At 60.9% G+C, this 10,849-nt stretch carries 11 protein-coding genes and 2 pseudogenes; 7 read left to right on the top strand and 6 right to left on the bottom strand.

The window, feature by feature from the left end:
• Positions 1-352: 352 nt before the first annotated feature.
• Together HKN37_05860 and HKN37_05855 are read left to right on the top strand one after the other, a co-directional pair.
• Entirely contained in the window at positions 353-658 is a 306-nt protein-coding gene (locus HKN37_05860; GenBank protein ID NNE46166.1) for a type II toxin-antitoxin system HigB family toxin, read from the top strand.
• Complete coding sequence (locus HKN37_05855; protein NNE46165.1) at positions 655-1,047, top strand: hypothetical protein; 393 nt, start codon at positions 655-657, stop codon at positions 1,045-1,047. The genes HKN37_05860 and HKN37_05855 overlap by 4 nt, the downstream gene beginning before the upstream one ends.
• A 417-nt stretch (positions 1,048-1,464) precedes the next feature.
• Here HKN37_05855 and HKN37_05850 read toward each other — a convergent pair.
• Positions 1,465-1,542 (bottom strand): annotated as a pseudogene (locus HKN37_05850) (polymer-forming cytoskeletal protein).
• Positions 1,543-1,561: 19 nt separating this feature from the next.
• On the opposite strand from HKN37_05850, the gene HKN37_05845 reads away from it, so the two are divergent.
• The 4 genes from HKN37_05845 to HKN37_05830 all read left to right on the top strand — a co-directional run bounded on the left by HKN37_05845 (position 1,562) and on the right by HKN37_05830 (position 6,398).
• Positions 1,562-2,545, top strand: a complete 984-nt coding sequence (locus HKN37_05845) for a hypothetical protein (GenBank protein NNE46164.1) — start codon at positions 1,562-1,564, stop codon at positions 2,543-2,545.
• Positions 2,546-3,210: 665 nt separating this feature from the next.
• Entirely contained in the window at positions 3,211-3,555 is a 345-nt protein-coding gene (locus tag HKN37_05840; protein NNE46163.1) for a hypothetical protein, read from the top strand.
• Positions 3,556-3,826: 271 nt separating this feature from the next.
• Entirely contained in the window at positions 3,827-4,993 is a 1,167-nt protein-coding gene (locus tag HKN37_05835) for a Fic family protein (GenBank protein NNE46162.1), read from the top strand.
• A gap of 52 nt (positions 4,994-5,045) precedes the next feature.
• A complete protein-coding gene (locus tag HKN37_05830) occupies positions 5,046-6,398 on the top strand; it encodes a hypothetical protein (GenBank protein NNE46161.1) in 1,353 nt (450 codons plus the stop codon).
• Between the two features lie 29 nt (positions 6,399-6,427).
• On the opposite strand, the pseudogene HKN37_05825 reads toward HKN37_05830, so the two are convergent.
• Together HKN37_05825 and HKN37_05820 are read right to left on the bottom strand one after the other, a co-directional pair.
• Positions 6,428-7,475, bottom strand: a pseudogene (locus HKN37_05825) (transposase).
• Between the two features lie 55 nt (positions 7,476-7,530).
• Entirely contained in the window at positions 7,531-7,740 is a 210-nt protein-coding gene (locus HKN37_05820; GenBank protein NNE46160.1) for a hypothetical protein, read from the bottom strand.
• Positions 7,741-8,011: 271 nt separating this feature from the next.
• Between HKN37_05820 and HKN37_05815 the strand changes: the two genes are divergently transcribed.
• The gene (locus HKN37_05815) at positions 8,012-8,944 is read left to right on the top strand and encodes an SDR family NAD(P)-dependent oxidoreductase (protein NNE46159.1); all 933 of its coding nucleotides are present in this window, start codon (positions 8,012-8,014) and stop codon (positions 8,942-8,944) included.
• 285 nt (positions 8,945-9,229) lie between these two features.
• Here HKN37_05815 and HKN37_05810 read toward each other — a convergent pair whose 3' ends face one another.
• The 3 genes from HKN37_05810 to HKN37_05800 are packed head-to-tail and all read right to left on the bottom strand — an operon-like array spanning position 9,230 to position 10,529.
• Entirely contained in the window at positions 9,230-10,114 is an 885-nt protein-coding gene (locus HKN37_05810; GenBank protein NNE46158.1) for a tyrosine-type recombinase/integrase, read from the bottom strand.
• A gap of 18 nt (positions 10,115-10,132) precedes the next feature.
• Positions 10,133-10,309 carry a hypothetical protein gene (locus tag HKN37_05805; GenBank protein NNE46157.1) on the bottom strand — a complete coding sequence of 59 codons (177 nt, stop codon included), beginning with the start codon at positions 10,307-10,309 and terminating at the stop codon, positions 10,133-10,135.
• Positions 10,299-10,529 carry a helix-turn-helix domain-containing protein gene (locus HKN37_05800; protein NNE46156.1) on the bottom strand — a complete coding sequence of 77 codons (231 nt, stop codon included), beginning with the start codon at positions 10,527-10,529 and terminating at the stop codon, positions 10,299-10,301. Before HKN37_05800 ends, HKN37_05805 begins: the two co-directional genes overlap by 11 nt.
• Between the last annotated feature and the right edge of the window lie 320 nt (positions 10,530-10,849).

Here is a 10,849-nt window from a genome sequence, read left to right as displayed (position 1 = left end):
ATCGTTGTTAAAGTGTCTCAAATGTTGGGATTGACTGAAGCGAAGAAATTGGCGGTTGTAGAGCTCATAACCCGAAGGTCGTCAGTTCAAATCTGGCCCCCGCAACCAACGAAGTCGGGCACTTAGCAAATGCGCTAGGTGCCTTTCTTTTTGCTCGGTGCCTTAACGGTGCCATGAGGTCCCACGGCACATTGAAATCCGTCGCCAAAGCGATGCACGGATCGTCCGAAAACGTTGGATTTTCGATTCTGAGTACGCCGCAACAACACGACCTTGCCGGTGCACAACCCGAAGGTCGTCGCGCCCTGCCCGCGCCCTTGACATGTTCCCATTTTGGGAACACACTCATCAGGTGAGGGTGATCGCTCAGCGAACGCTTCGCGCATTCTGGGAGAAGCACCCCAAGGCAGAACAGCCGCTACGTTCGTGGCTCCAGGAGATGAGAAGAGCAGAGTTTCGCAAACCTTCAGACATACGCCGCCACTATCGGTCAGCTGATTTCGTTGGCGACGACCGCGTGATCTTCAACATCGGCGGGAACAAGTATCGGCTTGTCGTTCACATGAGCTATCGACGCCAGATTGCCTTCATCAAGTTCATTGGGACCCATAAGCAGTACGACCGAATCGACGCCGCAACCGTGGGAAGAGCAAAATGAAACAGATTCAGCCCATTCGAAACAAAAAGGATTGCGACGCAGCAACGCATGAGATCGAACGCCTCATGGACAAGGAGGCGAGCAAGAAGCTCACGAAGGCGGAAGCGGCGCGGCTGGAGGTTCTCGCGACCTTGGTCGATGCATATGAGTCCGCTCTCGTTCAGGACGTTCTCCTGGACCCGATCGAAGCGCTCAAGTTTCGCTTGGAGCAATTGGGACTGCCGCTTGCGGATCTGGCGAGAACCCTGGGAAGCCGTCCGCGCGCAAGCGAAGTCCTCAGCCGAAAGCGCCGGATGACGCTGCCGATGATTCGAAAGATCCACGAGGAATACGGCATCCCGCCGGAGGTGCTCATCCAGGACTATCCGCTCAAGCGCACCGGGTCTTGACCCCCTTTGCCCCTGCCACGCTTCTGGCACACGAAAACCGGGCTTCGTGAACTCATAGCCCGAAGGTCGTCCAGAAGAAGCGTTAGAGCCAAGCTCCGGCCCCTTAGAACGAGACCTTCACACGGTCTAGAAATCACTCGAGGACGTGAGCGCTGACCTCCGACTGGGATAACGCGCTTTCCCTGCGATGTGAACGCGAGAAGCGCGAGGACAATGCGGTCGCTCGCGCAAGGTCTGCGCTGACGGAGACAGTGCAGAGTTACGTATTGCGCCGCATTCCGTGACGAGTCATCTTGCCTCTGCGTCGCGTACGGCTTCGTGAAGACCGGGGAGGTTGCTTATGCGTTGGTTGATTGGCTTTGTGCTCGTTGTGGCTGCAGTTGGAGCCGTGCGACTCGTGGGCTGTGGTGAGAGGCCGGGTGGTGATGGCGGAGCAGGTGGAATGGGAGGCGTTGCTGGTGACGGCGGAAACGGTGGAGATGGCGGCGTCGGAGGCGACCCCATCGCGGACCTGGTGGACAAGATCCGGACCGACGTTGACCCCGCATTCGTGTACGCGTACGAACAGACCAAGTTTGTGCCGCCGGCGGGTAAGACGCTGCTGATCATGGGACAGACGTTGGAAGACATCAACGAGTACGCCGCCAGCTTCCCCAACGAGCCTGCGCCGGGCGGGTGGGCCGCCTACTGGGGCATCCGCAGCACCGACGGCCTGGCGAATACGTTCGTCACCGAGTACAGGGATAATTTTAACCATCAGGAGCTGGTGGATCGCTTTCCCAACACGGTGCTGCAGAGCGGGCTATGGATGGTGGGGATGGGGGATGTTGCCAAGGACACCGGGCTCGGCGTGTATGACGACGTCATTCGCGGGTTCAGCACCTGGGCCAAGACGATCGGCCGTCCCATCTACCTCCGGATCGGCTACGAGTTCGACGGCGCGCACAACGCGTTGGAACCGTCGGAGTACGTGACTGCGTATCGGCGATTCGTCGACATCACCCGTGAAGAGGGCGTCAACAACGTCGCGTTCGTGTGGCACTCCTACGCATCCCCACCCTACAACGGCTACCCGCTTGAGTCCTGGTACCCCGGCGACGACTACGTCGACTGGGTGGCGGTCTCCCTGTTTGGTCACATGTACGGCCCCGACCTGGGTCCCGACGCCAAGGCCGTGTTCGACTTCGCGAAGACGCACAAGAAGCCGGTGATGGTCGCCGAATCGAGCCCGGTTCACGGGATCCTTGATGGCGACCTGCGTTCCTGGGACACGTGGTTCGTCAACTACTTCTCGCTGGCCTACGAAAGGAACATCAAGGCGATCAGCTTCATCAACGCAGACTGGCGCCAGTTCCCGCCGGTGGCACCGCTAAACTGGCAGGATGCACGGCTGCAGAACAACGAGACGGTGGCCGAAGCATGGTTCATGGAAACCGCCAAGAATCGCTACCTGAAGCAGTCGCCGCAACTGTTCGAGCAGCTGGGCTTTGTGCCCTAGTCCGCAGCGGCCTGGCCACCGACCCACCATCGCACGACGCCTCGAAGCCGATCTGCCGCTCCTAGCTACGCAGCAATCACCACCTCCATCGGCACCCCATACTCCACCGGACAACGCTGTGCGTAACGGGCCCCCGCAACTAATCATAACGAGCAGTTAGCGTTCATCCGCTCTCTGCTCGTTTTTTTGTTTTGACGCGTATTTGACATCAGCAATGTCGAACGTGCATCCAAACGCAGTCTGCATCGCGCAGCAACGATCAATTCTGCAAGCTTTTCGCGATTGGGGTTCGACGATCGCGCGACCTCCCGGATGCACAGCCCGAAGGACACACCGGTCACGAAGTGGCGGGATTCAACGGGTGAAGAGACGCGCGAGTCTTGGCGACCTTCGGGCAAAGAACCCGAAGGTTGCGGACCGGCACCCCGACACTCGTCTCTCCGCCCTCCGAGCTCAGCCGAGTGAGAGCGCCGGCATGCTTCAGGAACGACTCGCGCACCTTAAGAAACCCGTCTGAAGAGATGGGGGAAGATCAGTCGTTCTGGCAAGACGTGCTACTTGGCCGCGCAGCGGAGAGGATCGGCGAAGGGTACGGAGCGTGAACAACGGGAATAGAGCCTCATCCGAAGTTTGTTAACCTTCTCGTGATGCCGAAGTTGGGCACGGTGGCTAGATGGGGCCTTAGAGGTACCGTCCTCTTGGGCGTTCTGATGTTCGCCGCCGTAGCGGTCATGCGGGCCATCTGGGACGGGCCTTACGAGGAGATCCGCGATTCGCTCTGGCGTGTCGAACTAGGGACGCCAATGGAAGTGGTTTCATCAACCGTACCGTTCGAACCGATTCGGACCGAGGAGTGGACAGATGAGAGAACGGGGAGAGCAATTGTGGCGTGGTACTATGATCACCACCCGGTCGCCGCGGTCGTTCCAGCGCTCACGTTCGACAACGAGTCGCGGCGGGTGATTTCTGTGGCCGTCGCCGACGGCAAATACCGCGACGCGCCTCACTAAGGCTGGTCGATGAGTCCACCCCGGACACCTCCGCGCAGAGCTCCTCGAGGGTGCGCCGAGTGTTCTTGCGGAAGTCCCATTTTCCCCGGTACTTGCCCTGAAAAAGCGATCCACGCCTTCATAGCGGCCATGAAAGCGGACATTTTAGCGGCCATGAACTTGTTTTGAATAGATCTAAACAGATGTTATAATAGCATTTGTGGGCAAGTCTAAAACGGACATCAATGCGGACATAAAGCCGGCCATCGATCGGGGTGAATCCACCGGGCTGATGGAGCCCATGCTCGTACCCGACGGCTCGCCGCACAAAGCTCGACTCGACGACCTCGCCGTAGAGCTCGCCTCCCGCTCGGCGGGGTTTCGGCGCAGCCTGCCCGACGGCGTTCTCAAGCCTCTGGCCGACCTCGTTCGCGCCATGAACTGCTACTACAGCAACCTGATCGAGGGTCACGATACGCATCCCGTCGACATCGAACGGGCGCTGAACAGCGACTACAGCGCGGAGCCCAAGACGCGCAACCTGCAGCTCGAAGCCAAGGCCCACATCGCGGTGCAGCAATGGATCGACGAGGGTGGGGGTCTGCATGGGAAAGAGTTCTCGGCCGACGGGATCTGCGAGATCCACCGACGCTTCTGTGAGGGTTTGCCGGAGGAGCTGCTCTGGGCGGAAGAGCTCGATACGAAAGGGCGCATCGAGGTAGTTCCCGGAAAGCTACGCGACAGGGACGTCACCGTCGGTCGCCACGTTCCCATTAGCCCCGGTGCCGTGCCTCGTTTCCTGGGCCGCTTCGAGGAGGTCTACTCGAACACGGGTAGGGCAGGCACGATCCTAGCCGCTGCGGCCGCCCACCACAGGTTGCTGTGGATTCATCCATTCCTTGATGGCAATGGCCGCGTAGCAAGGCTCGTCTCACACGCGACGCTGCTTGAAGCGCTTGATACCGGCGGTGTCTGGTCGGTTGCGAGAGGTCTCGCTAGACGCGTGGTTGACTACAAGAGCCACCTTGCCGCTTGCGATCTCGAGCGCCGCAACGACCTCGACGGGCGCGGTCATTTGAGCGAGGAGGCCCTCGCGAGCTTCACGCAATTCTTCCTGCAGACCTGTCTTGATCAGGTCTCCTTCATGGAAACGCTCGTCGAACCGAACCGGTTGCGCGCGCGTATCCTCTTGTGGGCAGAGGAGGAGATACGTCTCGGTGGGCTCCCGGAGAGGGCAGGTAGCGTGCTTGAAGCCGTGCTCTTTCGAGGAGAGCTTCCACGCGGTGAAGTCGCTCACGTGCTTGGCGTCAGTGACCGTCAGGCACGGCGCGTCGTTGCAGCGCTGGCAGAACGCCGAGCGCTCGCCTCCGAGAGTCCGCGCTCGCCTCTCCACATTGCGTTCCCAGCGGAGCTCGCGTCCCGCTGGATGCCAGGTCTGTTTCCTGAGAAGGCGACCTGAGCTCGCTCATCAGTCCTTGACAAGGGTTGTCGTCCGGATGCTGAATTCGCTCATGTCTTATCGTAGTCTTGGCGTGTTCGTTCTTCTTCCAATTTGCGCTTCCGGAGTCGCATCCTGTTCTGAAGACAGTTGCTTCGCCGCAGGCACGCGAATCGACACGCCCGCCGGGGCCCTTCCTATCGAAGCCCTTCAAGACGGGGATCTGGTGTGGAGCTACGACCACGAGTCCCGGCGCCGTGTCCCTTCCCCGATCTCGCGCACTTTCCGCCATCGACACGCCCTCGTTCGTGAGCTCCGACTCGCGAACGGCAATGTGCTGTGGGTCACCAAGGAGCATCCGTTCTACGTTCCAGAACGAAGGCACTACGCGCCTGCGTCCTCGCTCTCCACCGGTACGGAGCTTCGAACGTTCCATGCGGGAGCGGTCGGCGAGACGTCGGTCCTGTCGTTCCCCAAGTCGGCCGACCGAATGACCGTCTACAATCTCGAAGTCGCGGGCTTCCACAACTATTTCGCCGAAGGCGTGTTGGTTCACAACAAGTCGTTTCTGCCGCCCGATGGCGGAGTCCCAGAAATGGGCGCGGCCTGTGAGCCACCTGCCTCTCGCTGCGAGAACTGGCCGGTCGACGGCATCGAGGAAGATCTTTCGTGTGCTATCGAGCCCACCCCAAAGCTCACAAACGCATGCGCGGGAACCGAGAGTGTCATGAATCCCGCTAGCTGTACTTCCGAGGGCCAGGAATCGACATATCGAGCTCGCTTCTTGGCGCTTGCCGGGAGCGAGTATTTCCCGGAGCTCGGCACGAGCATTGCCGACTGCAACGCCGGCTTCGACCTGGATGGATGTGACGGCACCAGCTGCGATGCCGACTCCAATTTCACGACCGAAGGAATGGGCGGCGTTGACAATGGCATCGCTTCGCTGGGTGCTTCCTTTCGAGCGTTGGGAACCGACCTCAGCCAGGTGAACCAGGCGCTTTACGACGGACTCTGCGCCGGGGTCCTCGAGCTCTCGTGGATTCTCGCACCAAACCTTGGTGAAAGCTGTGTCAACGTGACATTGGTCATCGACGGCACCCCTGCAGACGAAGCGATTCCGATGAACCTCAGCGATGATGGCTGCGCGAGCGGGACCCTCGGAGTGGTCCCGCTTCCGATCGCAGGAACCCCCAGCTTTCTGGCTAACACCGTGATTCGGGGGACCATCGACCTCGATCGCGGCTTCGACGTCGAGCTCGGAGGCACGTTGGACAAGGACAGCGCATCGGCGTTGATGGAGGCCGTCATCGAGGGCGGGGGAGCGGCGGTCGATGTTTTCTCCGATATCAACGGCGACCTTCGAGGCGACAACAACGCGGACTGTACCGCGATGTCAGTGACATTCGACATGCGCGCCGCTCCTTGATGGTGCAACCCGGACACATGGGTTGCATTTCATTCCGAAGACATAGGTAACACTTTGCTGCCGAACGGGTCCTCGATGGGCTCGAGTCGGCAGCTGTCTTCGTCAAGATATCCAAGGTCGTAGGTCATGAAGCTGGTGAGCCAGAGTCTATCATCGACCTGCTTGATGCCGACCTTCTGTCCGGCGAAGACGTTCGAAAGATTGACCTTCTTGGTCTTGAGGCAGATGCGGCCGCAGGCGGTGACGGTGACAGTCTTGTCGTGAAAGGGGTAGTCAACGCTCGGCGGGCTTCGTCGTCTCGGCCTTGAGCGTACGGTGCATGCGCTCGTGACGGCCATTGTCTTGCGGATGACCCGGGCGGATGCGTTCTATGGCGATGCCGAGCCGAAGCCACCAGACCGAGAGCCGGCTCAAACCGTAGAGCGCGTTGGCGCAGGCGAAGGGAATGCCGTTGTCGGTGCGAATCGCCTTGGGCATCCCAAACTCCTTGAAGACACGCTCGAACACGGAAAACGCGTACTTCTCTTTGGTCGAGCTCAGCGCCTCGCAGGCCAGCAGGTAGCGGCTCTCGAAGTCGGTGACCGTCAGCGGATAGCAATAGCGCTGGTCGGCGAGCATGAACTCGCCTTTGTAGTCGGCGCACCACACGTCGTTGGGCTTGCGGGCGCGCGAGAGCTTGGTGCCTTGTAGCTTGGGACGGCGCTTTTTGCGGCGCTTCACCAGACCGTGACGGTCGAGCACGGCGTGCACCGTGCTGGTGGCCGGGGCGTGGATATCGGGGTAGAGCCTCCGGAGCTCTTCGCGAATCTTCGGCGCGCCCCAACTGGGCTGCTCTTTCTTGAGTGACACGATGAGCTGCTCGACCTGAAAGGGCAGCCGATTGGCCTGGCGGTAGGGCCGCCTGGAACGGTCGGTGAGGCCCTCGAGCCCCATGTCCTTGTAGCGCTGGAAGATCTTGTAGCCGGTCTTGCGCGAGATCCCGAAGGACCGGCACAGTGGGGCCATCTTCTCGCCTTCGAGCAGTCGGGCCACGAAACGAACGCGTTCATCCATCTTGTTACACTCCTTCCACGGCATCTCGGGGCCTCCCCAAAATGCCGAATTGTGTAACCCATGTGCCCGGAATGAAGTGCTACCTATCTCTCAGGAAGCACACTAACGAGTTAGCAATTTCGCCTTCTTCGTAGAACTCGCTCGTGTCCCAAACGGTGTCCCGAAAACAGGCGTCGTTCACTCGTTTGCCGGCCTCAAATGGTGGATAGACGTACCGTGAGGTGGTCTGCACGTCCTTGTGGCCGGCCAGGTACGAGACCGCAGCGAGTTCGTTGCTATGCGCGGTCATGTCGGTCACCGCAGCGTGTCGAAATGAGCGCTGAGCTCGCGAGCCACGGAGGACGCCTTCACGCGGGTGCCTCGGTCGACATCCTCGAATACCAGTCCGCTGCCATGAGGCCTAATCACGACGCCAAAACGGCTGCAGAGATCATGTGCGTCATCCCAGCTTTGGAACTCGGTTCCCCAGGGCTAACGGACCGAGCGCCGGTGCCGTGGAGCGATGTACCCAACCTCTTCTCTCGATGGTACACAGAGCACCCGACAACGAGGCGACAACGATGAATGACACAACGACAGGCTCCAAACCCATCGCGTTGGTGACAGGCGGCAACGCGGGAATCGGGTTCGAGACGTGCAAGGGCCTGCTCGAGGCGGGACACCACGTCATCGTCGGCACGCGCTCCGGGGAGAAGGGGAGTGCCGCGGTCGAGTCCTTGCTTGCAGCTGCGCCGGCCGAGAGCAGCGCGGAAGTGTTGGTCCTCGACCTCTCGTCTCTCGAGTCGGTCCGGTCGGCAGCGGAGAGCTTCCTCGCGACCCGGCGGCCCCTCCACGCCTGCGTGCTGAACGCAGGCATCATGGCGCTGCCCTGGCGAAAGACGGCCGATGGTTTCGAGCAGCAGTGGCAGGTCAACGTCCTCGGGCACTTCCTCCTATGCCGCCTGCTGGTGCCGGCGCTCGAAGCGGCCCGGGATCCGAGTGGGCGCATCGTGCACGTGGCTTCGGGTGCGCACCGACTCCACCCCCAGAAGGTGGACTACCCTCTCCTTGCGGAGGAGCATCGGAGCTCGGAAGGGTACGACCAATGGCGCGCATACGGGCGAAGCAAGCTCGCCAACATCTTGCTGTCCAACGAGCTCGCTCGTCGACTCGCGGCGGCGGGCTCTCGGGTGACGAGCAATGCCCTACACCCGGGTAACGTGAACACCGGCCTGTGGTCGAAGGCGGGACGCACCAACGAATCGGGCATCAGCCCCGCGGAGGGCGCCGCGACCTCCATCCACCTCGCCCTCTCCAACGACGTTGATGGCCACAGCGGTGGCTACTACTTCCGGAGCGCGCCGGTGACCCACATCTACGCGGAAAAGGAAGACGGCCAGAAGGACTACGTGACCAAGTCGGCAATGAGAACGGAGATCAGCACATCAGAGCTCGAAGGGAGGCGGGCGTGGGCTGTGGCCAGCCGCGATGCGGGGATAGGGGAAAGCCTCTGACAGGGGAAAGCGGCCAACGTTGAGGCAACGGTCCGTGCAACCTCCTCCCAGGCGCGGTTGAGTCAAACCGTTCGAGAATCGTCGGAATCAGGTGAACTGCCGGCTGTTCGATTCCAAGCGCCTTCTTACTGGGCGGCAGCCCTAGCCTCAGGGCACTTCGTCGAAGTGGTGGAGCCCACCGGCTACGCCGCAATCACCATCTCCATCGGCACCCCAAACTCCACCGGACAACGCTGTGCGTATCCGGCCCCCGCAACCAACGAAGTCGGGCACTTAGCGAGAGCGCTAGGTGCCTTTCTTTTTGCTCGTTGACCTGACGTTGACGTGAGGTGGCGCAACGGGCTGCAAAGACTCGACTAAACGCAGTTGCGCATGCGAGCCAAGGTGCGCGTACATGTGCGTGCTTTGCTCGGACCGATGCCCGAGCTGGGCTTGAACTGCCTTGATCGAGTGACCGTTCGTGACGGCCTGGCTCGCGACTGAATGCCGACCAAGAGCGTGATGGCTCAGCGGTCGGAGCCCTAGCGCTCGTTGCACGGCCACCATGGGGCGTTTGTAGCTGTCGATGTAGCGCGGGAACGTCCCGTCCTTGGAGAACAGGAACTCCGGGCCAGCGTACCCTTGGCGAACGTGCCAGCGGATCGCACCGAGGATGTCCTCGCTGAGCTCGAGAACGTAGGCCTCGTTGTTCTTGCGCGTCGCCAGGACGGCAGGGCGCTCTTTGGTCCCGCGCTGGACCGCCCGGTCGACGACCAGCTGCGGGGGGATGTCCCGAAGCCGGCTTCGGGAGATGGCGTAGACCTCCGACACCCTCAGCCCGAGCCGGGCCGACAGGTAGAAGAACAGGTACCGCTGCGGTTGTAGCTCGAACATCCCGGCCAAGAAGCGATCCCGTTCCTTTTCGGAGTACCAGGTGGGCTTCTTTTTCGGGGCGCGCTCTGTCGGGACGTACGGAATCGCCGCGAGGCGACCCCGCTTCCAACAGAACCGAAGAACGGCTCGTACTAAGGCAAGCCGGTTGTTGACCGATTTCGGTCCGAGGTGGGCGGGTAGGGCGCGCTTGAGCGCGTCCATCGCCGAGGTGTCCACCTCCTCGATGAAGAGGTGTCCGAGCACGGGTTTGATCTGCGGCCAGAGATCCCGGTAGGCATCCCGGCTGCGATCCTTCATCGTCGTGGCCGACATGTACTACTCGTACGCATCGGCGAAGCGAACTCGCTTGTGACCTGCGATCAGGTCTTCGCGAGCCCTCTGTTCGGTTTCGCGCGCCTCGGCCTTGGTTCGGAAGCCAGCTTTGCGCCGGCGTCCGTAGCCTTGAAGCGTGAAGTCGTATTGCCATGAGTTGGCCAGCTTTCTAACGGCCATGCGGTTCGTTCCTTTCCAACAGGAACTCCCGCATCGCCATGTTCGGATTCGTCAGGAACAGGTCTAACATATCCCGTCGGAACCGGCGCACGCGGGATCGTCCGTAGACCGGTATTCGCCCAGCCGAGACGAGGTTCCGTAGATGACCGACTGACCAGCCCGTGTAGGAAGCCGCTTGTGCGTAGGTGAGCCACGTCAACGCTTGTTTGGCGTGCTGCATCAGGAGAATCTCCTCGCTCGCATCGATTGTGACCCCCGGTGACCCATCGCCCTCTTCTGACGGTCCGCCCTCGTCGCAATGCGCGAAACCGTCCGCCTCTATTATCGGTTTTGCCCCCCAAAATGTTGTCCTGGCTCGTGATTTTTTTTCGCGTTGGGCTTCCCGTAGGCGATTGGTCAGCGTGTGACTCGGAGTGCACTCCGTGTGACAGCATGGGACCCAACTTGTTGGGGCAAGGAAGAGTTTTGTCTGCCAACAAAACTGCATGCGTCCTAACCGCTGATCGCTTGATCGTCCGCAAGGGCTACACGCTCAACGCC

It is taken from the genome of Rhodothermales bacterium (genome assembly GCA_013002345.1).
Classification (GTDB): Bacteria; Bacteroidota; Rhodothermia; order Rhodothermales; family JABDKH01; genus JABDKH01.
Note: the sequence above shows the minus strand (reverse complement) of the source record. Positions and strands in the feature narration are given on the sequence as shown.

What these genes read in the sequence shown, in the direction of transcription:
- HKN37_05815 (NNE46159.1), top strand. Translation starts at nt 8,012, where the DNA reads ATGAATGACACAACGACAGGCTCCAAACCCATCGCGTTGGTGACAGGC.
- HKN37_05800 (NNE46156.1), bottom strand. Translation starts at nt 10,529, where the DNA reads ATGCAGCACGCCAAACAAGCGTTGACGTGGCTCACCTACGCACAAGCG.
- HKN37_05820 (NNE46160.1), bottom strand. Translation starts at nt 7,740, where the DNA reads ATGACCGCGCATAGCAACGAACTCGCTGCGGTCTCGTACCTGGCCGGC.
- HKN37_05810 (NNE46158.1), bottom strand. Translation starts at nt 10,114, where the DNA reads ATGAAGGATCGCAGCCGGGATGCCTACCGGGATCTCTGGCCGCAGATC.
- HKN37_05830 (NNE46161.1), top strand. Translation starts at nt 5,046, where the DNA reads ATGTCTTATCGTAGTCTTGGCGTGTTCGTTCTTCTTCCAATTTGCGCT.
- HKN37_05805 (NNE46157.1), bottom strand. Translation starts at nt 10,309, where the DNA reads ATGGCCGTTAGAAAGCTGGCCAACTCATGGCAATACGACTTCACGCTT.
- HKN37_05835 (NNE46162.1), top strand. Translation starts at nt 3,827, where the DNA reads ATGGAGCCCATGCTCGTACCCGACGGCTCGCCGCACAAAGCTCGACTC.
- HKN37_05855 (NNE46165.1), top strand. Translation starts at nt 655, where the DNA reads ATGAAACAGATTCAGCCCATTCGAAACAAAAAGGATTGCGACGCAGCA.